At 61.7% G+C, this 22,816-nt stretch carries 20 protein-coding genes and 1 pseudogene; 18 read left to right on the top strand and 3 right to left on the bottom strand.

The window, feature by feature from the left end; genetic code table 11:
• The first annotated feature begins 128 nt into the window (after positions 1-128).
• The 5 genes and pseudogenes from V6M90_RS21755 (at position 129) to V6M90_RS21740 (ending at position 5,051) form a co-directional block, all read left to right on the top strand.
• On the top strand, positions 129-878 hold the full coding sequence (locus V6M90_RS21755) for a hypothetical protein (RefSeq protein WP_042944903.1): 750 nt from the start codon (positions 129-131) through the stop codon (positions 876-878).
• Positions 879-1,004: 126 nt separating this feature from the next.
• Positions 1,005-1,283: a hypothetical protein gene (locus tag V6M90_RS21750; protein WP_003174641.1), complete on the top strand. Its 279-nt coding sequence runs from the start codon at positions 1,005-1,007 to the stop codon at positions 1,281-1,283.
• Between the two features lie 84 nt (positions 1,284-1,367).
• Positions 1,368-2,132 (top strand): annotated as a pseudogene (locus V6M90_RS30250) (PAS domain-containing protein); the annotation flags it as partial.
• Positions 2,106-2,681 (top strand): methyl-accepting chemotaxis protein, encoded by a 576-nt coding sequence (locus V6M90_RS30245; RefSeq protein ID WP_408637330.1) that lies wholly within the window; start codon positions 2,106-2,108, stop codon positions 2,679-2,681. The pseudogene V6M90_RS30250 and the gene V6M90_RS30245, both read left to right, overlap by 27 nt.
• Positions 2,682-2,939: 258 nt before the next feature.
• Positions 2,940-5,051 carry a TonB-dependent receptor family protein gene (locus V6M90_RS21740; RefSeq protein WP_332847125.1) on the top strand — a complete coding sequence of 704 codons (2,112 nt, stop codon included), beginning with the start codon at positions 2,940-2,942 and terminating at the stop codon, positions 5,049-5,051.
• A 9-nt stretch (positions 5,052-5,060) separates the two neighbouring features.
• Here V6M90_RS21740 and V6M90_RS21735 read toward each other — a convergent pair whose 3' ends face one another.
• Positions 5,061-6,878: a sigma-54-dependent Fis family transcriptional regulator gene (locus V6M90_RS21735; protein ID WP_305427339.1), complete on the bottom strand. Its 1,818-nt coding sequence runs from the start codon at positions 6,876-6,878 to the stop codon at positions 5,061-5,063.
• A gap of 289 nt (positions 6,879-7,167) precedes the next feature.
• On the opposite strand from V6M90_RS21735, the gene V6M90_RS21730 reads away from it, so the two are divergent.
• The 10 genes from V6M90_RS21730 to V6M90_RS21685 all read left to right on the top strand — a co-directional run bounded on the left by V6M90_RS21730 (position 7,168) and on the right by V6M90_RS21685 (position 18,348).
• The gene (locus tag V6M90_RS21730) at positions 7,168-8,262 is read left to right on the top strand and encodes an ABC transporter ATP-binding protein (protein ID WP_078825079.1); all 1,095 of its coding nucleotides are present in this window, start codon (positions 7,168-7,170) and stop codon (positions 8,260-8,262) included.
• Positions 8,262-9,359 (top strand): ABC transporter ATP-binding protein, encoded by a 1,098-nt coding sequence (locus tag V6M90_RS21725; protein WP_141064765.1) that lies wholly within the window; start codon positions 8,262-8,264, stop codon positions 9,357-9,359. The genes V6M90_RS21730 and V6M90_RS21725 overlap by 1 nt, the downstream gene beginning before the upstream one ends.
• Positions 9,356-10,222 (top strand): carbohydrate ABC transporter permease, encoded by an 867-nt coding sequence (locus tag V6M90_RS21720; RefSeq protein WP_003174635.1) that lies wholly within the window; start codon positions 9,356-9,358, stop codon positions 10,220-10,222. Before V6M90_RS21725 ends, V6M90_RS21720 begins: the two co-directional genes overlap by 4 nt.
• A 10-nt stretch (positions 10,223-10,232) precedes the next feature.
• Positions 10,233-11,033, top strand: a complete 801-nt coding sequence (locus tag V6M90_RS21715) for a carbohydrate ABC transporter permease (protein WP_003174634.1) — start codon at positions 10,233-10,235, stop codon at positions 11,031-11,033.
• A gap of 10 nt (positions 11,034-11,043) precedes the next feature.
• Positions 11,044-11,316, top strand: coding sequence for a DUF2160 domain-containing protein (locus tag V6M90_RS21710; protein ID WP_003174633.1), 273 nt, complete (start codon positions 11,044-11,046; stop codon positions 11,314-11,316).
• 32 nt (positions 11,317-11,348) lie between these two features.
• A complete protein-coding gene (locus V6M90_RS21705; RefSeq protein ID WP_003174632.1) occupies positions 11,349-13,091 on the top strand; it encodes an ABC transporter substrate-binding protein in 1,743 nt (580 codons plus the stop codon).
• A gap of 464 nt (positions 13,092-13,555) precedes the next feature.
• Positions 13,556-14,935 (top strand): iron-containing redox enzyme family protein, encoded by a 1,380-nt coding sequence (locus V6M90_RS21700; RefSeq protein ID WP_332847124.1) that lies wholly within the window; start codon positions 13,556-13,558, stop codon positions 14,933-14,935.
• Positions 14,936-14,945: 10 nt separating this feature from the next.
• Positions 14,946-15,890: a methyltransferase gene (locus tag V6M90_RS21695; RefSeq protein ID WP_003174630.1), complete on the top strand. Its 945-nt coding sequence runs from the start codon at positions 14,946-14,948 to the stop codon at positions 15,888-15,890.
• 6 nt (positions 15,891-15,896) lie between these two features.
• On the top strand, positions 15,897-17,015 hold the full coding sequence (locus V6M90_RS21690) for a carboxylate-amine ligase (RefSeq protein WP_332847123.1): 1,119 nt from the start codon (positions 15,897-15,899) through the stop codon (positions 17,013-17,015).
• A gap of 85 nt (positions 17,016-17,100) precedes the next feature.
• The gene (locus tag V6M90_RS21685) at positions 17,101-18,348 is read left to right on the top strand and encodes a zinc-dependent alcohol dehydrogenase (RefSeq protein WP_003174628.1); all 1,248 of its coding nucleotides are present in this window, start codon (positions 17,101-17,103) and stop codon (positions 18,346-18,348) included.
• A gap of 73 nt (positions 18,349-18,421) precedes the next feature.
• Here V6M90_RS21685 and V6M90_RS21680 read toward each other — a convergent pair whose 3' ends face one another.
• Together V6M90_RS21680 and V6M90_RS21675 are read right to left on the bottom strand one after the other, a co-directional pair.
• Entirely contained in the window at positions 18,422-18,853 is a 432-nt protein-coding gene (locus V6M90_RS21680; RefSeq protein ID WP_003174627.1) for a hypothetical protein, read from the bottom strand.
• Between the two features lie 165 nt (positions 18,854-19,018).
• Positions 19,019-19,807, bottom strand: a complete 789-nt coding sequence (locus tag V6M90_RS21675; RefSeq protein ID WP_332847122.1) for an AraC family transcriptional regulator — start codon at positions 19,805-19,807, stop codon at positions 19,019-19,021.
• An 85-nt stretch (positions 19,808-19,892) separates the two neighbouring features.
• Between V6M90_RS21675 and V6M90_RS21670 the strand changes: the two genes are divergently transcribed.
• From V6M90_RS21670 to V6M90_RS21660, 3 genes are all read left to right on the top strand, one after another.
• A complete protein-coding gene (locus tag V6M90_RS21670) occupies positions 19,893-20,891 on the top strand; it encodes a bile acid:sodium symporter family protein (protein WP_003174625.1) in 999 nt (332 codons plus the stop codon).
• A 113-nt stretch (positions 20,892-21,004) separates the two neighbouring features.
• On the top strand, positions 21,005-21,379 hold the full coding sequence (locus V6M90_RS21665; protein WP_003174624.1) for a hypothetical protein: 375 nt from the start codon (positions 21,005-21,007) through the stop codon (positions 21,377-21,379).
• 123 nt (positions 21,380-21,502) lie between these two features.
• Positions 21,503-22,687, top strand: coding sequence for a sugar transporter (locus tag V6M90_RS21660; protein WP_141064761.1), 1,185 nt, complete (start codon positions 21,503-21,505; stop codon positions 22,685-22,687).
• Positions 22,688-22,816: the final 129 nt, after the last annotated feature.

Raw genomic sequence — 22,816 nt, 5'->3', positions numbered from 1 at the left:
GATCGCTCTGGCAAGCGCTTCTCAGAGCATCTGTCGACGCTTGCCGCACTTTTTTGCATTTTTTCGCTCTATTTCTGTCCCAGCCCCGCCAATTTCCTGTGTGGGCGCAAGCACAAGATCGGGTGCCGATGGATTGCACGTTTACTGTTTCAAAAAGTCGTCGAGGGCACCGGCCGTTATTGCTGGCTGCGGTGTTCGTGCTCTGCGCCAGCGGCTGCAGCCAGCAGCAGGGCCGGGATATCGCCAAGCAGTTCAGTAACGGCAAACCCGATGAATTCTTTCAGACCAGCGTCGATCGCATGGCGACCCTGGGCATGCGCGATAATCTGCAAAGCCTGTATATGCTGATGAGCAAGCTCTATCTGCGTAACCCTAGCCAATGGCGGCAGTCCGGTTACCCGGACGCGGTGAGTGCCGAGCGCGAAATTCGCCAGGCCATCGAGCAGCGCCGAGCGCTGCCGGCCCTTGGCGACCGTCGCGACCTGGCGGCCTTGAGTTACTCCTTGAGCCCGGAGTTCAAGGGCGATCGGGTCGGTGCCTTTATCTACGCGATCGGCAGCATGTTGGTGACTGCCCATGGTGGGCGCACTGAGTTCTACATCACCGACTCGATCAACCCGCAGTTCGTCAGCAACGCTGCACGCAATATCGAGAAGGCCACCTGGCTGCTCGGCAAACGCCAGGACGCCAACGGTGTGCTGCTGTTGTTTTCCAATGAAATATCGGAGGAGGGCAGTAACCTCAGCTTTGCGGTGGAGTTCGGCAAGATTGTCGCGCGGCTCGACCTGTTGACGCAGATGCTCGATGAGCGCTATCGGCGTATCGGTCTCAACTATGCGCAGAGTTTGTTGTTGATGAATTTTTTGCCGGTGCAGTGAGTGTGGTGTGATCGGTGCGGTGTTTCCCTTTTCATTGTAGGAAGCGGCCTATGTTGCATTCCGATGCTTGAAACACTCCTGCGTCAGCAATAGCCTCGGACTTTTCCGAAAAGATGAGGCCCGACTTTGGGAAAGCGAAAAACGGTGTGGCCGACGGATCGCGAAATACGCCTGCGCTTTATCCTCTTCGCGGTGATTGACGCCGCAAGTGCCGAAGGCGTTCCTGCCGAATTGTTATTGCCTGCGCAGAAGCTGCTGCGTGATGCGCCAACCCAGGCGCAGTTGCTCGATACCCTTGGGACGATCCTGGCGACCGACGAAATGTACGGTTTCAGGTTCCCGCCGGGATCGGAAGCTGAAGAGCTGATGCAGACGCTGGAGCTGCCTGCCTGCAAAAATAGCTGAGGGTTGCGTGACTGTTCGTCGTCTTGTGCTTAAGTTGAAGGCAGTACGGTCGATGCAGTCAACATAACTCCCAGGGATGCGCATATGTTTAATCGACGCTTGAAGAAGGATCTACAGGATCAGGACGACGAACTCTTCCTGTTGCGTCAACTCGTTGCGCAGTGCGATCGCGGCAAGCTGTCGATCTGCCTGGATGCCGATTTTCGGATCACCACGATTAACGAGGCGTTCGCCCGGGTATTGGGGTATTCCCGCGAGCAACTGCAGGGTCGGCTGCTGGGCGAGGTCGTTCCGCCCTACGTCAAGGATTTGCCCTGCTTTCGCAATTTCAACGCGGCGGTCGCCCGGTTCGAGCCGGTGACCGACGACTACCGCTACCTGCGCAGCGACGCCAGCCTCGCCTGGATCAACCTGACCTGGTACCCGATCAAGGGCCGTAATGGCCAGCTCTCGCACCTCCAGGGCTACGGCACCGAAGTCACTCACTCCATCGAAAAATCCAAGGAAAACGAGGCGTTCATCAACGCCTTGTTACGTTCAACGGCCGTCATTCAATTCAAACTGGACGGCACGGTGGTCAACGCCAATACCCAGTTTCTCAATGCCATGGGCTATACCCTCGAGCAGATCGTCGGTAAAAAACACAGTATGTTTTGCACCCCCCAGGATGTTGCGTCGCCCGCGTATGCCAGTTTCTGGCAAACCCTCAATCGCGGTGAGTTTGTTGCCAGTCGCTTCAAGCGGGTGGACAGCCGCGGCAATGAGGTCTGGCTCGAAGCGACCTACAACCCGGTGCATGACGCCGAAGGCAATCTGTGCAAGGTGGTCAAGTTTGCCAGCGTTGTCACTGACCAGGTACTGCGCGAATCCGAAGTCAAGGAGGCCGCCGGGGTGGCGTACGAGGTGTCGCTGCAAACGGATGTCACCGCCGAACGCGGTGCAACGGTTGTGCAGAATACTGTGCAGACCATGCAGAATATTGCCGCGCAGATGCAGTCGGCCACCTCCAGCATCGAGGCGCTGGGCAAACAGTCGTTGTTGATCAGCGCCATCGTGCAGACCATCGGCGGCATTGCCGCGCAAACCAACCTGTTGGCCCTCAACGCGGCCATCGAGGCGGCGCGCGCGGGTGAACAGGGGCGCGGCTTTGCGGTGGTGGCCGATGAGGTCAGGCAACTGGCCAGTCGTACCAGTGCGGCGACCGAAGAGATCGTCAGCGTGGTTCAGCAAAACCAACGCCTTGCCGACGAAGCCATTACCGAGATGTTCAGCAGTCGCGAGCAGGCCGAGCAGGGGCTGACACTGGCCAACCAAGCCGGCGCGGTGATCACCGAGATTCAAGGGGGGGCCAAGCAGGTGGTGAGTGCGGTCGGGCGTTTTGCGAACGAGTTGTCATAGGCCTGGCGCTACGCGGCCCGACGTCACCTGCGCAGAGGTGACGTTTGCATCGGACGATGGGGCATCTATTTCGCTTTCGTCCTGAAAGCGATCGCACTTATTCGATTTCGCGCGCTTTAAATAATCCGTTTCCGACACTGTTGTGGGAAGGGGCTGGTCCGTTAATAAGGCGTGACCTGGAGGGCATGCAGGTCTTCCCATGACTGTCAGCGTGAAGGGCCTGGCCTTTCATGCCCCCCGATTCCAAGGACCTGCACCATGTTGTCGCGTCAACCTCCACTGTTTTTCGCTGCCTTGACCCTCAGCTCGCTTGCCAACGCCGACGAACTGCAATTGGCTCCGGTGCAAATCACCACCTCGCAGGCGAGCGCCGCTGAAGTGGCCCAGGCCGAGCTGCGCAGCGTGCCGGGCGCCACCAACTACATCGACATGAATACCGTGCAGCAAGGGCGCGTCAGCACTAACGAAGAGGTGTTCAAGTACCAGCCCGGGGTTTATGCCAAGGCGGCGAACAACGAAGGCGTCAAGTTATCCATCCGCGGTTCGGGGCTTAATCGTGGCCCGGGCGCCCATGCCTCCGGGCTCTACGAAATGTTCGACGGCTTGCCGTTGACCGGTCCGGGTGGTACGCCCTATGAACTCAAGGACCCCTTGTGGCAAAGCCGCGTCGAGGTGCTGCGCGGCGCCAACGGGTTTGATCAGGGGGCGTTGGCGCTGGGCGGCGCGGTCAACTACGTGACCCGCACCGGCTACGACGCGCCCAAGTTGCAAGTGCGCTACGAAGCGGGCAGTCGTGGTTATGCCCAGCGCGAGATCAGCTCGGGGCAGGTGCTGGGGGACGCTGATTACTACCTTAGCCTCACCGACTCCGAATCCGACGGCTATCAGCATCAAAGCGCGGCCAGCGCCAAGGGCGTGGCGGCCAACTTCGGTTATCGCTTCAGCCCGGAGCTGGAAACCCGCTTCTACTTGCGTTACCGCGAAACGGCCAACGACACCCCCGGCAGGCTTACCCGCTACCAGATCAGTCACGACCCGCGCGCCGCCAGCAGCCTCAACGTCGCCCGCGATTCCAAGCGCCTGCAGCCGGGGTCGACCTGGCTCGCCAACAAGACGACCTTGCAGCTCGATGACAGCTCCCGTATCGAGATGGGGCTGGCGTACCACGATTACCCCATGGACCTGCGCGAAGGCAACAACCGCCTGAAAGTCGCCTACACCGACATCAGCAGCACCTTCAATTACATTCGCCAGGACAGCCTGTTCGGTCACGCCAGCAAAACCACGCTCGGCCTGCGCACCACCCAGGCGATGCCCAACAACGGCACCTCGGAATACGTACGCACGCCGGCCGGCAATACCGCCGGCTACGCCCCCGGCACCAAGACCCGCGACTACAGCTACCTGGGCTCCGACACCGTGCTGCATGTCGGCAATGACCTGGAGCTGATGCCCGACCTGTGGCTGACCACCGGCCTCGCCGCGATCTACACCCGCCGCGAAACCCAGGTCACCTACCCCGAAGGCCAGGCGCCGCTCAGCCAGCATGATTGGGACTACGCGCCGCGCATCGGCCTGCGCTATGACTTCAACCCGCAACTGCAGGTGTACGGCAACCTGAGCCGCTCGGTCGAGCCACCGCATGCGTGGTCGATGATCTGGGGATCCAACAAGTACTTCACCAGCGGGGCCGCCACCGGGTTGGCGCGTGAAGGCGTGAGCCTGAAAAACCAGACCGCGACCACCCTGGAAATCGGCGGGCGCGGTGACGCATGGCTTGGCCAATGGGACCTGGCGCTGTACCGCTCCGAAGTGCGCCACGAACTGCTCAGCGTGGAAACCCAGGCCCAGACTGCAACCACCAGTGCGGTCATTGCCGAATCCAACGCCAGCCCCACCGTGCACCAGGGCGTGGAGCTGGGCCTGCTCAGCCCACTGTGGGACGGCGGCGGCACCGGCAGGCTCGACCTGCGCCAGGCCTACACCTTCAGCGACTTCCACTACCGCGACGACGAGCGTTTCGGCGGCAACACCTTGCCAGGCATCCCCAAGCACTACTACCAGGCGCAACTGCGCTACAGCCACCCGACCGGTTTCTACAGCAGCTTCAACACCGAGTATTCCTCACGGGTGGCGGTGGACTACGCCAATTCCTACTATGCCGCGGCCTACACCCTGTTTGGCGCGACCTTCGGTTACGACGCCCCCAATCAGGACTGGCAAGCCTGGGTCGACCTGCGCAACCTCGGCAATCGCCGCTACGCCAACACCGTCACTGCGGGTTACGACGACAAGGGCCTGGATGTCGCGCGCTCCACGCCCGCAGAGGGGCGGGGTATCTACACCGGCGTGTCGTGGAGCTGGCGCTGATCTGCCGATTCAGCCGTGACCTTGCCGCAACCGCTTGTACAAGGTGTTGCGGCTCACCCCCAGCTCCCGCGCCAGGTGGGAAATATTCCCGCCGGCGGCCTTCAAGCGCTGCGTCAGGTCGATGCTGTCGTCCCATTCCTCAGTGGCAGGCGGTGGCGCGGCCACGTTGAGGTCCACAAAAAAATCATCCGGCAGATGCTCGGCGCGAATAGGCTGCTCCTCGGCCATCGCCAGCGCTACCTGCAACACGCTGCTCACCTGCCGCAAATTTCCCGGCCACGGGTGCTGCTCGAACAATGCCAGCACTTCGGCGCTCAGGCCGGCCCATTGAGTCGGTTCGCGGTGTTGCTGCCACAGCTGCTGAAACAGTGCCCGTTTGTCGGTACGCTCGCGCAGTGGCGGCAACTCCAGGGTCAGGCCGCCGATGCGGTAGTACAAGTCTTCACGAAAACGCCCGGCCTGGACCAGCTCGCGTAACGCGCGGTTGGTCGCCGAGATAATGCGCAAATCCACCGCGAACAACTCGCTGCTGCCCACCGGTTGCACGCAACGTTCCTGCAATACGCGCAGCAGGCGCGCCTGGGTCGGCAACGGCATATCGCCGATCTCGTCGAGAAACAGTGTGCCCTTGTCGGCCTTGCGGATCAGGCCGATGCTGCCTTTCTGATTGGCACCGGTGAACGCGCCTTTTTCGTAGCCGAACAGTTCCGATTCCACCAGCTCCGCGGGAATCGCCGCACAGTTCACCGCGATAAACGCCTTCTGGCTGCGGGAGCTGGCTTGGTGCAAGGCTTTGACGAACACTTCCTTGCCTACGCCGGTTTCGCCGTGGATCAGCAGCGGGATGTCTTTTTCCAGCAGGCGCTCGGCCTGACGCACGGCTTTTTCCACGCGAGCATCGCCGAAATGCAGAGTCTTGAGGCCAATCGACACCGGCTTCGGCGCAACAGGCTCACTGAACACACGCGCCTGTACCGGCATCTGTCTGGGACGTTTCAGCAAACACTGGAAGCGGTTGCGTCCTGCCGCCTGCAACGAAAACGGCAAACCTTCCGGTTGGTTGAGCAGCTCCAGCAACGAGACTTTGAACAAACTGTCGATCATCACCCGCGACAGACTGATGCCCAGCAGGTTGTCGGCGCGCCGGTTGGCCGACAACACCTGGCCGCTTTCATCAAAGATCAACAGACCGGCCCACTGGCTGTCGAGGTTGCTCAAGCCGGTGTTGAAGGTCAGTTGGAAATGCTCGCCGCGAAACAGGTTGAGGATCAGCCGGTTTTCCACGGTCTGGCTCATCATCTTGACCATGCCCAGGGTGTGGGAGGGCGGCAGGTAGCTGTCGCTGGACACATCCAGCACCGCGATGATTTCGCGCTGGGCATCAAAGATCGGCGCCGCCGAGCCGGTCATGAAGCGGTTGGCCTTGAGAAAGTGTTCGTCATGTTCGATATGCACCGCCTGGGCACAGGCGAGCGCGGTGCCGATGGCATTGGTGCCGCTGCAGCGCTCCATCCAACTGGCACCGGCGTTGAAACCCCGCGCCAGTTTCGGCTCGATAAAACGTTGGGTGCCCCACGACGTCAGCACCTGGCCCTGGTTGTCGGCCAGCATGATCAGGCAATTGGAATTGCTGAGGATGTTCTCGTAATAGGGCAGGACCTCCTGGTGGGTGGTCTGCACCAGGGAATGCTGGCTTTCCAGCAATTGGCTGATGCCCTCGGCCGGCAGCTGGTCGAAGCTGGGCGTGCTTTGGTGGTCCAGGCCGAACGCGCGGCAACGGCGCCAGGAGTCCTGGATGATGGTGTCGTGGGGCAAGGGTTCGGCCATGCTGACCTTCTTTTTATTGTTATGGGGCTTGCACTATTTATCTGATGCGACGGGGACAAAAACTGTGGGAGGGGCAATCCCCTCCCACAGTTGTTCTCCAGTGCCCATAAAGTGTTGTTCAGAACTGTTCATTGTCAACCCCCAACCTGTTCAGTTGTTCAGTCAGATTGTTCACTCCCGAACATCCCCTTTACCCCATTTCCTTGTGAATCAAACACCTGCCGCTCTTGGCACGAAATTCGCTCTGACGACTGGCCAGATTCATTCCAATAATAAAAAAGGTCGTGTCATGTCATTGACCCTGGAACATGTCTCCCGCGTTGTCGAAGGCCAGACCTGGATCGACGACGCCACCCTGCGTTTCGAGCCCGGCTCCTTCAACGTATTGCTTGGCCGCACCCTGTCCGGCAAGACCAGCCTCATGCGCCTGATGGCCGGGCTGGACAAGCCCGACAGCGGCCGCATCCTGATGAACGGCGTCGATGTCACCCACAAACCGGTGCGCCTGCGCAATGTGTCGATGGTGTATCAACAGTTCATCAATTACCCGACCATGACCGTGTTCGAAAACATCGCCTCGCCGTTGCGCCAGGCCGGTGTGTCCAACGAGATCATCCAGAGCAAGGTGCTGGAAACCGCCAGGATGCTGCGCATCGAGAAGTTCCTCCAGCGCCACCCGCTGGAGTTGTCCGGTGGTCAGCAGCAACGCACGGCCATGGCTCGCGCGCTGGTCAAGGATGCCGAACTGATCCTGTTCGACGAGCCGCTGGTGAACCTGGACTACAAACTGCGCGAAGAGCTGCGTCAGGAAATGCGTGAGCTCTTCCAGGCCCGCCACACCATCGCCGTCTACGCCACTACCGAGCCCAACGAGGCCTTGGCGCTGGGTGGCACCACCACCATCCTTCACGAAGGCCGGGTGATCCAGAGCGGCAAGGCCGCCGAGGTGTACCACCAGCCGCAGACGGTGCTGGCCGCCGAGCTGTTTTCCGAGCCGCCGATCAACCTGATGCCGGGGCGCATCAGTGGCAATGAGGTGAGCTTCGCCAACTTCGTGCACTTCCCGCTGAACGTCGACCTGCGCCCCATCGGCGAAGGCGAGTTCCGCTTTGGCGTGCGCCCCAGCCATATCAGCCTGGTGCCGAGCAACGATGATGACCTGGAGCTGGCGGTGACTGTCGAAGTCGCCGAGATCAGCGGTTCGGAAACCTTCCTGCATGTGCGCAGCGAGCACTTCCTGCTGGTGCTGCACTTGCCCGGGGTGCATGAGTACGACGTCGACGCGCCGATCCGCGTGTATATCCCCACCCATAAACTGTTTGTGTTCGATGGTCAGGGCCGTTTGGTCCAGGCCCCCGGACGCCGTGTCGCGAGGGTTGCCTGATGGCCGAGATCCATTTGCAGAACCTGGCGCACAGCTACAGCCCGACGCCGAATGGGCCGGAGGACTACGCCATTCGGGAAATGAACCATGTGTGGGAGCAGGGCGGGGCCTACGCCTTGCTCGGCCCGTCCGGCTGCGGTAAGTCGACCCTGCTCAACATCATCTCCGGCCTGCTCAGCCCGTCCGAGGGCCAGGTGCTGTTTGACACCCAAGTGGTCAACGACCTCACGCCGGAGAAACGCAACATCGCCCAGGTGTTCCAGTTCCCGGTGGTGTACGACACCATGACGGTGTTCGACAACCTGGCCTTCCCGTTGCGTAACCAGGGCATGGCCGAGGCGAAAATCCACAGCAAGGTGCAGGAAATCGCCGAGGTCCTCGACCTGCAAAACCTGCTGACCAAAAAAGCCCGTAACCTCACCGCCGATGAAAAACAAAAAGTCTCCATGGGCCGTGGCCTGGTGCGCGACGACGTCTCGGCGATCCTGTTTGACGAACCGCTGACGGTGATCGACCCGCACCTGAAGTGGAAACTGCGGCGCAAGCTCAAGCAGATTCACGAGCAGTTCAATATCACCATGGTCTACGTCACCCACGACCAGCTTGAGGCCTCCACCTTCGCCGACAAGATCGCGGTGATGTACGGCGGGCAGATCGTGCAGTTCGGCACGCCACGGGAACTGTTCGAGCGACCCAGCCACACCTTTGTCGGCTATTTCATCGGCAGCCCTGGGATGAATCTGATCGAGGTGCAGGCCGAGGCGGGCGGGGTGCGGTTTGCCGGCACCCATCTGCCATTGCCCGAGGCGTTGCAGCAACGTATTGAAGCGACGGACTACACGAAACTGCAGGTGGGCATTCGCCCGGAGTTTATCCACGTGTGGGACGAGCATAACCCCGATGCCATGCAGGCCGATGTCACGCATCTGGAAGACCTCGGCACCTACAAGATCATGACCCTCGACCTCGACGGCGCGCGGCTCAAAGTGCGCCTGGCCGAAGACAAACCGGTGCCCGAAGGTCGTGCCTCCATCAGCTTTCCCGCGCAGTGGCTGATGGTGTACGCCGACGACTATCTGCTGGAGGTGCAGCCATGAACAAGGTGCAGAACAACAAGGCCTGGTGGCTTGTGTTGCCGGTGTTCCTGCTGGTGGCGTTCAGTGCGGTGATCCCGATGATGACCGTGGTCAACTACTCGGTGCAGGACATCTTCGACCAGTCCAGCCGCTACTTCGTCGGGGCCGACTGGTACAAGCAGGTGCTGCTCGACCCGCGCCTGCATGACTCGCTGCTGCGCCAGTTCATCTATTCGGCCTGCGTGCTGCTGATCGAAATCCCGCTGGGCATCGCCATCGCACTGACCATGCCCACCAAGGGTCGCTGGTCGTCGCTGGTGCTGATCGTGCTGGCGATTCCGCTGCTGATCCCGTGGAACGTGGTGGGTACCATCTGGCAGATTTTCGGCCGCGCCGACATCGGCCTGCTGGGTTACAGCCTCAACGCCCTGGGCATCAGCTACAACTACGCGGCCAACACGGCGGACGCCTGGGTCACCGTGCTGGTGATGGACGTGTGGCACTGGACCTCGCTGGTGGCGCTGCTGTGCTACTCGGGTCTGCGGGCGATTCCGGACGTCTACTACCAGGCCGCGCGGATTGATCGCGCGTCTGCGTGGGCGGTTTTCCGACATATCCAGTTGCCCAAGATGAAGAGCGTGCTGCTGATCGCGGTGATGCTGCGCTTCATGGACAGCTTCATGATCTACACCGAGCCGTTCGTACTGACGGGCGGCGGACCGGGTAATGCCACCACGTTCCTAAGTCAGACCTTGACCCAGATGGCTGTAGGCCAATTCGACCTGGGCCCAGCGGCGGCGTTTTCCCTGGTGTACTTCCTGATCATTCTGTTGGTGTCCTGGCTGTTCTACACCGCCATGACCCACTCCGACGCCAACCGCTGAGGCCGCCAACATGAGCAAGCGCAAGGTAATCCCGCTGTTGATCTACATTCTGTTCCTGCTGGTGCCGATCTACTGGCTGCTGAACATGTCCTTCAAGAGCAACACCGAAATCCTCGGCGGGCTGACACTGTTTCCGCAGGATTTCACCCTGGCCAACTACAAGGTGATCTTCACCGACCCGAGTTGGTACACCGGTTATCTCAACTCGCTGTATTACGTGAGCCTGAACACGGTGATCTCCCTGAGCGTGGCGCTGCCGGCGGCCTATGCCTTCTCGCGCTACCGCTTCCTGGGCGACAAGCACCTGTTCTTCTGGCTGCTGACCAACCGCATGGCGCCGCCGGCGGTGTTTTTGCTGCCGTTCTTCCAGCTGTATTCGTCCATCGGCCTGTTCGATACCCACATCGCCGTGGCCCTGGCTCACTGCCTGTTCAACGTGCCGTTGGCGGTGTGGATTCTGGAAGGCTTCATGTCCGGTGTGCCCAAGGAAATCGACGAAACCGCCTACATTGATGGCTACTCGTTTCCCAAGTTCTTCGTGAAGATTTTCATCCCGTTGATCGGCTCCGGCATCGGTGTCACCGCGTTTTTCTGCTTCATGTTTTCCTGGGTCGAACTGCTGCTGGCGCGCACGCTGACCTCGGTCAACGCCAAGCCCATCGCGGCGGTCATGACGCGTACGGTGTCGGCGTCGGGGATCGATTGGGGCGTGCTGGCGGCGGCGGGGGTGTTGACCATCCTGCCCGGCATGCTGGTGATCTGGTTTGTTCGTAACCACGTGGCCAAGGGCTTTGCCCTGGGCCGGGTCTGAGGAGTCGATGATGGAATGGATGGCCTGGACCACCCCCACTGCACTGTTCTTTGGCGGCATCGCGCTGATCCTGGCGGGCATGACCACCTGGGAACTGCGTTCGCCGAGCATCCCTCGGCGTGGGTTTCTACCGATCAGCACCACCCGTGGAGATCGTTTGTTTATTGGTCTTCTCGGCAGCGCCTACCTGCATTTGCTGGTAATTGGCGTGACCGGCTGGAGCATCTGGGTGGCGTCCGCGCTGTCCCTGGTGTGGCTGTTGAGTGTGATGCGTTGGGGCTAATGCCCTTGTGAATAAACCACCAGGAGGTCTCTATGTTGAATAAAAACAATAAGCTGCGACATAGCATTTCATTGGCCGCCGTACTGGCCCTCAGCGGTTTGAGCGCTACGGCCTGGGCCGATGCGTATGAAGATGCCGCAAAAAAGTGGATCGGCAGCGAGTTCAAACCGTCCACCCTCACCGAAGCCCAACAGCTCGAAGAGTTGAAGTGGTTTATCAAGGCGTCGGAACCGTTCCGTGGGATGAAGATCAACGTGGTGTCGGAAACCCTCACCACCCACGAGTACGAATCCAAGGTGCTGGCCAAGGCTTTCACTGAAATCACCGGGATCAAGCTGACCCACGACCTGCTGCAGGAAGGCGACGTGGTGGAGAAGCTGCAAACCCAGATGCAGTCGGACAAGAATATCTATGACGGCTGGGTCAACGACTCGGACCTGATCGGTACGCACTTTCGCTACGGCAAGACCGAATCCATCACCGACCTGATGGCCAACGAAGGCAAGGACTTCACCTCGCCGACCCTCGACCTCAAGGACTTTATCGGCCTGTCGTTCACCACCGCGCCGGACGGCAAGCTCTACCAGTTGCCCGACCAGCAGTTCGCCAACCTTTACTGGTTCCGCGCCGACTGGTTCGAACGCCCGGAGCTCAAAGCCAAGTTCAAGGAAAAATACGGCTACGACCTCGGCGTGCCGGTGAACTGGTCGGCCTATGAAGACATCGCCAAGTTCTTCAGCGAAGACGTCAAGGAAATCGACGGCAAGCGTATCTATGGGCACATGGACTACGGCAAGAAAGACCCGTCCCTGGGCTGGCGCTTCACCGATGCCTGGTTCTCCATGGCCGGGGGCGGCGACAAGGGCCTGCCCAATGGCTTGCCGGTGGACGAGTGGGGCATTCGCGTGGAGGACTGCCACCCAGTGGGTTCCAGCGTCACCCGCGGCGGCGACACCAACGGCCCGGCTGCCGTCTTCGCGACCCAGAAATACGTCGACTGGATGAAAGCCTACGCGCCACCGGAAGCGGCGGGCATGACCTTCTCCGAATCCGGCCCGGTGCCGTCCCAGGGCAACATCGCCCAGCAGATCTTCTGGTACACCGCGTTTACCGCCGACATGACCAAACCGGGCCTGCCGGTGGTGAACGCCGACGGCACGCCGAAATGGCGCATGGCACCGTCGCCCGTCGGACCTTACTGGGAAAAAGGCATGAAGAAGGGCTATCAGGACGTAGGCTCCTGGACCTTCCTCAAGTCGACGCCGGAGAAACAGAAACTCGCGGCCTGGCTGTACGCGCAGTTCGTGACCTCCAAAACCGTGTCTCTGAAGAAGACCATCGTCGGCCTGACGCCGATTCGTGAGTCGGACATCAACTCCCAGGCCATGACCGACATGGCACCGAAACTCGGTGGGCTGGTGGAGTTCTACCGCAGCCCGGCCCGTGTGGAATGGACCCCGACCGGCACCAACGTGCCGGACTACCCGCGCCTGGCGCAACTGTGGTGGAGCAACATCGCCTCGGCCGCCAGCGGCGAAAAAACCCCGCAACAGGCGCTGGACAACCTGGCCAAGGAACAGGACGCGATCATGACGCGTCTGGAGCGCTCCAAGGTGCAACCGGTGTGCGGTCCGAAAATGAACCCCGAGCGTGACGCGCAATACTGGTTCGACCAACCGGGTGCGCCGAAGCCGAAACTGGCGAACGAGAAGCCTAAAGGCGAGACCGTGACCTACAGCGACTTGCTCAAGTCGTGGGAGGCGGCGCGTAAGTAAACGCTTCAGGCAGGGAAGGACAGAACGGCACGCCAGCGTGCCGTTTTTTTGTTTGTGGGTGAGCTAACTGATGCCCCGCGATTTGAATGTGGGAGGGGCGGTGCGACGATTCGACTTGCTCCCGATGGCGGCTAAACCGGCATCCCTGCCGGTTTACCCCCCAAATCAATATCGAATTGCGGCCAGCGTGTTTGACGGGGCGCCTGAGATCAAGATCAAAAGCCAGAGCCAGAGCAACAGCCAGAGCAACAGCCAGAGCAACAGCCAGAGCAACAGCCAGAGCACCAGCAAACAGTCCCCTCCGCGCTATACCCATCGACCGCTTATCCCCACCCTCCCAAACCCGATTGAATTTTCCCCACCCCACAATGTTCTTCCCTATAGAAGCGCCGCACAGCGAGCGCTCTTGCGGGGTCTTCATGCAAGAAGGCCAGGTTGTATAGGACATTGCGGGAACTGCCATCATGACGTTACTAACGGCGCTGTCGGGCCAGCCGGCCTCTGTGCATTACTCGGGCTGCGGGGAGTATCAGCGGGTCTATCAACAACTGCATGGCGAAGCGCCGAACGCTTGTGCGCTTGCTCGCGAGTTCCTGCACTCGCAGTTGGCCCTGGTAAAAGACGCTGACAGCGAGCTTCCCGACGAACCGGAACACTTGTATGCCTGGGTCGAGCAGCGTTGCGCCGTCGTGGCCCAGGCCTACGCCGAGTACCTTGAACAACGTCGGCAAGGCCGGCCGCGTCGTTACTTTCGCAACAAGGCCCATGCGCTGTATGTGCTGCAACGCGTGGCCCCGACCAAACAGGTCGATGGCGCCTGGCTCTACGGTTTGCTGCGTTACTGGCAGGACCAGCGCTTCGACGGGCTGCTCACCACTTACCTGGAAGAGCTGGGCGATGGTGATGCCGCGCAGAACCATGTGGTGATCTACCGCAAACTGCTCAGTGACCACGATGCCGACAGCGACGCGGGCCTTGAGGATGAGCACTACCTGCAAGGCGCGCTGCAAATGGCCCTGGGCCTGTGCACGGAAGAATTCCTGCCGGAGGTCATCGGCTACAACCTGGGCTACGAACAGCTGCCGCTGCACCTGTTGATTACCTCCTATGAACTGAGTGAACTGGGCATCGACCCTTACTACTTCACGCTCCACGTGACCATCGACAATGCCAGCAGCGGCCACGCCTGCAAGGCGGCGCAATCGGTGCTCAACCTGTTGCCGCTGGGCGAGGGCAGGTCGCAGTTCTACCGGCGCGTGGCCCAGGGTTATCGCCTTAATGACCTCGGCCCAGGCACGACGGCGGTAATCGATAGCTTCAACCTCCAGGACGAAGTGGTGGCGATGCTCGAACGCAAGCGCACTTTCGGCCAGCACATGCATTCGGACTATTGCCGCTTCGAGGGCAAGACCGTCAACCAGTGGCTGGCCACGCCGGGGCAGATCCCCGATTTTCTCCAGGCCTTGCAGGACAAAGGCTGGATCAAGCTCAACCAGGCCCCGGCCAACAGCCGTTTCTGGCAGTTGATCGAGGGGGCTGGGGCAGCGATGTTCGGCGTGTTCAGCGGCTATGAAAAACAGGTCCTGCATGACTGGATTGCCGGTGACTGGAGCCGCGACCAACGCGTGCCGGCCGCACGGCCGGGGCGCGGCAGCCCGTTTGCCCGCGCGCAACAACGCCCGGCAGACCCGGACACCCAGGCGTTGGTGGAATCGCTGAGCAACCTGACCGGCGAACAACAACTCAACGCGCTGATCCCATGGCTGTCCGCGCGCCGTCATTGCACTCCTGCCGGGCTGTATGCCACTCGGCGTTTTATCCAATTGCGTGCGCGTCTGCGCTAAGGAACGGCCCATGTCTGCACAACAACTCGCCGACCGCGCCTTACTCAACCTGGGCAAGGGCCTGAAGGAGAGCGGCTACCGGTTCATCACGCCCACGCCCTTGACCCACGAACGTGTCTATCGACGCCTGGCGACCCCGCTGGCGATGAACCTGCGTGACGTGTTCGGCTGGTCGATGCCGTTTGACAGCGACCTGCTGCCCGACGCCTTTCGCGATGAGCTGCAGCAAGCGGACGTGATCGAAAAACACGACGCGTTGTGGCGCAGTACCGTGCGCTGGTCGAGCCTGGGGGATCTGCTGTTTGCGCATTCACCGTACCCCACCACCCAGGCGGACGCGGTGTTTTTCGGCCCCGACAGCTACCGTTTCGCGCAGGTGATCGAGGCCCATCTGCAGCAGCGTTTCGAACCGATCAAGTGCGCTGTCGACATCGGCTGCGGCGCGGGTGTCGGCGCGCTGGTCATCGCCCAGGCGCGGCATGACGCACAGGTGCTGGCGGTGGACATCAACCCCCGCGCCCTGCGCATGAGCGCGGTGAACGCCGAGCTGGCGGGGCTGAGCAATGTCAGGGTGTACCAGAGCGACCTGCTGGCGAGCCTGGACGGCACATTCGACTTGATCGTCGCCAACCCGCCGTACATGAACGACGACCGTCAGCGTGCCTACCGGCATGGCGGCGGTGCATTGGGTGAGCAGCTGTCGGTGCGCATCGTCAGCGAATCCCTCGGGCGCCTGGCCCTGGGCGGCAGCCTGGTGCTGTATACCGGGGTGGCGATGGTCGCCGGCGGCGATCCTTTCCTGGAAGCGGTCGGGCCCTTGCTGGCCAACGATGCCTTCGGCTGGACCTACCGTGAACTGGACCCGGATGTTTTCGGCGAGGAACTCGACAAGCCCGGCTATGAGCGCGTGGAGCGGATCGCCGTGGTCGCGCTCACCGTCACCCGATTGCGCTGACCGCCCATGCTGACCTTCGGCATTGAAGAGGAATACTTCATCACCGACCTGCACAGTCGCCAAATGCTCAGCGAGCCCCCGGCGGCGGTGCTGGCGGCGTGTCGACGAGCGATCGGCGCAGGGTTTGCCTTCGAGATGTTCCAGGGGCAGATCGAAGTGGCATCGCCGGTGTTCAAGGCCAGCCGCGAAGCCGCCGATTACCTGGCCACCGTGCGGCACAACCTGGCTGAATCCCTGGGTGAATTCGGCTTGGGCATTGTCTGCGCCGGCAGCCATCCGCTGGCGGCCTGGCGCGAGCAGAAGCCCACGGTGCAGGCGCATTTCGAGCAACTGTTCGAGGACATGCAACAGGTGGCGCGCCGCAGTCTCTTATGCGGGCTGCATGTGCATGTGCAGGTACCGACAGAGGTGGATCGCATCGCGGTGATGAACGAGGTGTCGCCGTGGCTGCCATTGTTGTTGCTGCTCAGTTGCTCATCACCGTTCTGGGAGGGAGCGCCCAGCGGGTTCATGAGCTACCGCCAGGCCGCCTGCGATGAATGGCCGCGCATGGGCGTGCCGGAGCATTTCGAAGACTGGGCGGGCTACCAGCGCTACCTGGCATTGTTGCACCGCGTGGGTGCGATCAAGGCCGATGGCAACGGCTGGTGGGGCATCCGTCCGGCGGCGCGTTACCCGACGCTTGAGTTGCGCATGACGGACGCGTGTCCCCGGCTGGGCGATTCATTGGTCCTCGCCACGCTGTTTCGCGTGATGGTCACCCATGCCTGCGCGCTGGCTCGGCCCGGTGCCAGGTTTACCGCCCAGACGCGCTGGCTGCTCAAGGAAAACCGCTGGCAGGCCAAGCGCTATGGCGCGGCGGGCACGTTTGCACTGGACGACCAGGGCACCATCGGCAGTGCCGAACAGTGGTTGCAGCAGGCCGCGCAACAGTTTCGCGCGACCGCCGAGGCCATGGGTGAGTCTTTGGTGTTCGAGCACGCCCTGGCGCTGTTGCGGCGCGGAAACAGTGCGCTCGATCAACTGGAGTGTTTCGCAGACGCCCTGGCCAAGGGCGCGGATGAGCCCGCCGGGTTACAGGCAGTGGTCGATCGTTTGCTCGCCCAGAGCCGTGGCGACCTTTGATCGGCTGCCCGCGTACGCCAAGGGAACGCCCGCACTGACGGCCGCCCCTAATGACTGACTCTACTCAATAACCGGAGTGCAGCTCATGCGAGCCATGACCTATCAAGGCGCCCATAAGGTGCAGGTGGACACCGTCCCCGATCCCATCATCGAACAACCCGACGACATTATTCTGCGGGTCACCGCCACGGCGATTTGCGGCTCTGACCTGCACCTGTACCGCGGCAAGATCCCGACGGTGGAACATGGCGATATCTTCGGCCATGAGTTCATGGGCATTGTCGAAGAAACCGGCCCCGGCGTGACGGCGGTGCAGCGCGGCGACCGCGTGGTGATCCCGTTCGTGATTGCCTGCGGCGAGTGTTTCTTCTGCCAGCTGCAGCAATTCGCCGCCTGTGAAACCACCAATGACGGCCGCGGCGCGATCCTGAATAAAAAGGCGATCCCGCCGGGTGCTGCGCTGTTCGGCTACAGCCGCCTGTATGGGGGCATTCCCGGTGGCCAGGCCGAACTGGTGCGGGTGCCCAAGGCCAACACCGGGCCATTCAAAGTGCCCGGCGTTCTGGCGGATGAGAAGGTACTGTTTCTCTCCGACATCCTGCCCACTGCGTGGCAGGCGGTGACCAACGCCGGGATTGGCCAGGGCTCCAGCGTAGCGATCTACGGCGCCGGGCCGGTCGGGCTGCTGAGCGCGGCGTGCGCGCGGATGCTCGGCGCCGAGCAGATTTTCATGGTCGACGATCACCCGTATCGACTGGACTATGCGCAGAAGATGTACGGCGTGATCCCGATCAACTTCGAAGACGACGATGACCCCGCCGACACCATCATCCGCCAGACCGCCGGCATGCGCGGGGTTGATGGCGTGGTGGATGCTGTTGGTTTCGAAGCCAAGGGCAGCACCACCGAAACCCTGCTCACCACCCTCAAGATCGAAGGCAGCAGCGGCAAGGCGTTGCGCCAGTGCATCGCTGCGGTGCGCCGCGGCGGGGTGGTCAGCGTCGCGGGGGTGTATGCCGGGTTTATCCATGGCTTCATGTTCGGCGATGCGTTCGATAAAGGTCTGACGTTCAAGATGGGCCAGACCCATGTGCAGCGTTTTCTACCGCAGTTGCTGGAGCATATTGAATTGGGGCAGCTGAACCCGGAGGCGATCATTACTCACCGTCTGTCGCTGGAACAGGCGGCGCGTGGCTATGAGGTCTTTGATAAAGCCGAGGAGGAGTGCCGCAAGGTGATTCTGGTGCCGGGCATTGATGATCGGCCGCTGACCGAACCGCTGGACGACGAACTGACGCCCGCGTTTCGCGTGCAGGGGGCACCGGGCTTCTAGATCGGATGCAGTCTGAATCTGGGAGGACCGTACGATTCGACGTGCGCCCTCCCAGGGTTGATATACACCAGGGTCAGGCCGACGCTTGCGGCTGAATGTGCAACTCACCGTCTAGGGTCTTGACCAACCCACTGGCCAAGAACAACGGTGCCAGGCGCTTGTGCAGTTGCGGTTCGACGAACTCTTTCACCGTCTCCAGTTCCAGCACGCCACTGAGCGGCAGCTCGGCCTTGGTGTACGACAACCACGCCTTCTTCAACGCCATCAACACATCGCCACCGGCCGTGGACGCAAAGCGGCGGTGGGTGGGTTTGCCATCGAACTCGAAGGTGTGCTGGAACGCATAGCCGGTTTCATCACCGCCGCTGGCCGTGCAGCGGATGCAGGTACACGGGCCGTCGCCGAAGGCACTGCGCAGGTAGGTGTTGAAGTCCACCACCGGCTTGAGTGACAGGCGCTTATCCACCGCGAACAGATCGCCGGTCATTTTTTCGTCAGTGTTCAACGTGCATTTCCTCGCAGGTTGGTGGCAGTTTTTCAAGCGCGGCACAATACCAGCCACGCGCGGGTTTGGGGATTATTTGCAGAACAATCGAGAAGACCGCATTGCCGTGCCCACCCCAGCGCGGGGCAAGCCCGCTGTCACAGTTGACCTTCGTTGTTTGAGCACTCAGCGAAAGAACTCCCCCGGCGTTGCATCGAACTGCTGGCGAAACGCGTTGATAAACGCCGAGGTGGACTCATAGCCACAGTTCAGCGCCACATCCGTCACCCGATCGCCTTGCTCCAGGGCGGGCAGGGCGCTGAGCAGGCGCAAGCGCTGGCGCCAGGCGCGGAAGGTCAGGCCGGTGTCTTTCAAAAACAAACGGCTGAGGGTCTTTTCGCTGAGCCCCAGTTTCTCGCTCCATTGGCCCAACGTGGTCTGTTGCTCCGGGCGCAGGCTCAGGCTGCGGTAGATCTGCCGCAAGCGGGCGTCGAGAGGGAGGGGCAGCATCAGGTCCACCTGGGGCGCGGCGGCGAGTTGGTCGAGGATCACCTGGGCCAGACGCCCATCCGGACCATCCTCGGCGTACTCCACCGGCAGCTCGCTGAAACTGCGGATCAGCTCGCGCAACAGGCTGCTCACCTCCAGTACGTGACAATGCCCGGCCGCCCAGGCGGTAACGCGGCAATCCAGATACAGGCTGCGCATCTCGGTGTGGGGCGCGCTGTAGACGCGGTGCGGCATGCCCGCCGGAATCCACACCGCGCGTTGCGGCGGTGCGACGAAGCGCCCGGCGCTGGTCTGGATCTCCAGCACCCCGGAAATCGCGTAGGACAACTGCACCCATGGATGGCTGTGCCGACGTGTCAGCGCGCGGTTGGGCAGCGATTCGGTGCGCCCATACACCGGCCGTGGCAGGCTGGACAGCCCGGGAATGCTGCGGCGTACGGTTTTTTCCTGTCCTTTAGGCGGCATTTACTGGCTCATTGGCGTTAGTCGGTAACAGGCCGTTACGTTAGAGTCGCCACGACGTTCTTGGCAACCCCTGGAAGATGCGCTTATGACTCGCCCTCGTTTCCTGCCCGACAATTTCACCCTGACGCTGATCGCCACGGTGGTCCTTGCCTCCCTGTTGCCTGCCAGCGGCCAGACTGCCGTGGCGTTCGGCTGGGTGACCAACCTGGCCATCGCGCTGCTGTTTTTCCTGCACGGCGCCAAGCTGTCGCGCCAGGCCATCGTCGCCGGGGCCGGTCACTGGCGCCTGCACTTGCTGGTGTTCAGCCTGACCTTCGTGCTGTTCCCGCTCCTGGGGCTGGCGCTCAAGCCGGTGCTGTCGCCGCTGATCGGCAAAGACCTGTACATGGGCATGCTCTACCTCTGTGCCTTGCCGGCCACCGTGCAATCAGCGATTGCCTTCACCTCGCTGGCGCGCGGCAATATCCCGGCGGCGATTTGCAGCGCGGCGGCCTCAAGCCTGTTCGGCATCTTCCTCACGCCGTTGCTGGTGACGTTGTTGCTCAACGTGCACGGCGAGGGCAGTTCCACTGTCGATGCGATCCTCAAGATCAGCGTGCAACTGCTGCTGCCGTTCATTGCCGGGCAGATCGCCCGCCGCTGGATCGGCGCGTGGGTGGGGCGCAATAAAACCTGGCTCAAATTCGTCGATCAGGGCTCGATCCTGCTGGTGGTCTACGGCGCGTTCAGCGAAGCGGTCAACGAAGGCATCTGGCATCAGATCCCGCTGTGGGAGCTGGGCGGCCTGGTGGTGGCCTGCTGCGTGTTGCTGGCCCTGGTGCTGGTGGTGTCCGCCTTGCTGGGCAAGGCCTTCGGGTTTAGCCAGGAGGACCGAATCACCATCCTGTTCTGCGGCTCGAAGAAGAGTCTCGCAACCGGCGTACCGATGGCTCAGGTGCTGTTTGCCGGTGCCAGCATGGGTGTGTTGATCCTGCCGTTGATGCTGTTTCACCAGATCCAGCTGATGGTGTGTGCGGCGTTGGCGCAGCGCTATGCCAAGCGGCCGGATAGCATTCCTGAGCTGATGGAACAGGCCCAACCCTGATGTAGGGCGATGTACTGAGTTTTGTAGGAAATTTTGCTTTTGCCGACGAACGGCCTTAAGTTTGCGCATCGAGGGTCGACGTTCCTTTTAACTACCTAGAAGGGAGTGTCGACATGAATATCCAACGTTTTTCGGTGGCCGCGGGCCTCTTTATCGTCTTGGCTGGTACCTGTGCCACGGCGGCGGGCCAGGGCACCATTGCGTTTCATGGCAGCATCGTTGAACCCGGCTGTCTGTCCAATGCGCATAACGGTTCGGTGATGGAACTCACCGGATGCCCCAGCGTGAGCCGTGGCGGCAGCATTGATGTGCGCAACGTGACACCGGTCGCCAGCGTCAAGGCCGTGGGCGCTTCATCGGCGCGTGCCGTGCTGTTGACTGATACCGGCAGCAATGGGCGCTATTACGACCAGCGGTATCAACTGGTGGACGGCCTCGGCAAGCCGATCCGCTCCGGTGCCTACGTGGTAACCCTGACGTCGCCCTGAGCAGGCGAACGACGATTTGTCCAGGATCAGCGCCAACAACCGGCCGAGAAACCTATAGAATGCTCGGCGGCGGCGCTTGTCCTGGGCGGTCGCTTGATCATCGTCAGAGTACCTCGCCGTTCCATGAGCCTTTCAGCCGCAACCCCCCAAGCCAACTGGCAACCGGTCATCGCCCTCGCGTTGGCTGCGTTTGTGTTCAACACCACCGAATTCGTCCCGGTCGGCCTGCTCAGCGCCATCGGTGCCAGCTTCGACATGCCTATCGCCAGCGTCGGCCTGATGCTCACCCTCTACGCCTGGATCGTGTCCCTGACGTCGCTGCCGGTGATGCTGCTGACGCGTAACGTCGAACGACGCAAATTGCTGATCGTGCTGTTCGGCCTGTTCATCGCCAGCCATATTCTGTCCAGCATTGCGACCAGCTTCGGCATCCTGATGCTCAGTCGCGTCGGCATTGCGTTGTCCCATGCCTTGTTCTGGTCAATCACCGCGTCCCTTGCCGTACGTTTGGCGCCGGCAGGCAAACAGGTGCAAGCCCTTGGTCTGCTCGCCACCGGCACCTCCCTGGCGATGGTCCTGGGCATCCCCCTCGGTCGCCTGCTCGGCGAGGCCATGGGCTGGCGCACCACGTTCCTGGTGATCGGCGCCTTTGCCGCCGCCCTGGTGTTCTGGCTGGCGCGTACCTTGCCGCTGCTGCCGAGCCAGAACTCCGGCTCCCTGCGCAGCCTGCCATTGCTGTTCAAGCGTCCGGCGCTGGTGGCGCTCTACGTGCTCACTGCCCTGACCGTGACCGCGCAATTCACCGCCTACAGCTACATCGAACCCTTCGTCGAAGGCGTGGCCGGCCTGGGCGGCAGCGCGGTGACCCTGATCCTGCTGGTGTTCGGCGGCGCGGGCATCGTCGGCTCGCTGCTGTTCAGCCTGGTGCACCGCTTCAATCCGCACCTGTTCGTGGTTGGCGCGGTGTTCCTTCTGGTGGCGTGCCTGTGCCTGTTGCTGCCTCTGAGCGGCGCCGAATCCTACCTGGTGATCCTGAGCATCTTCTGGGGCATGGCGATCATGGGTTTCGGCCTGGCCATGCAGTCCAAGGTGCTGGTGCTGGCACCGGACGCCACCGACGTGGCCATGGCGATGTTCTCCGGCATCTACAACATCGGCATCGGCGGCGGCGCCCTGATGGGCAGTTGGGTCGGCGGTCACTTCGGCTTCGCCTGGATCGGCGCGGCGGGTGGGCTGCTGGCGGCGGTGGCGCTGGTGGGGTATTGCCTGGCGATTCGCAGGTTTGGGACGGGGGTGGCTGCGGGCTGATACGCTAGGTATCTGCACAACTTTGGGCGTGGCCCTGAGCCTGTGGCGAGGGAGCTTGCTCCCGATATAGGCCTGACAGCCGACCAGGATGTTGGATCTGATCGAGTACATATCCGTTTCTGCGGTAAC

The organism is Pseudomonas lactucae, assembly GCF_036688725.1.
In the GTDB taxonomy this organism is placed as follows: domain Bacteria; phylum Pseudomonadota; class Gammaproteobacteria; order Pseudomonadales; family Pseudomonadaceae; genus Aquipseudomonas; species Aquipseudomonas lactucae.
Note: the sequence above shows the minus strand (reverse complement) of the source record. Positions and strands in the feature narration are given on the sequence as shown.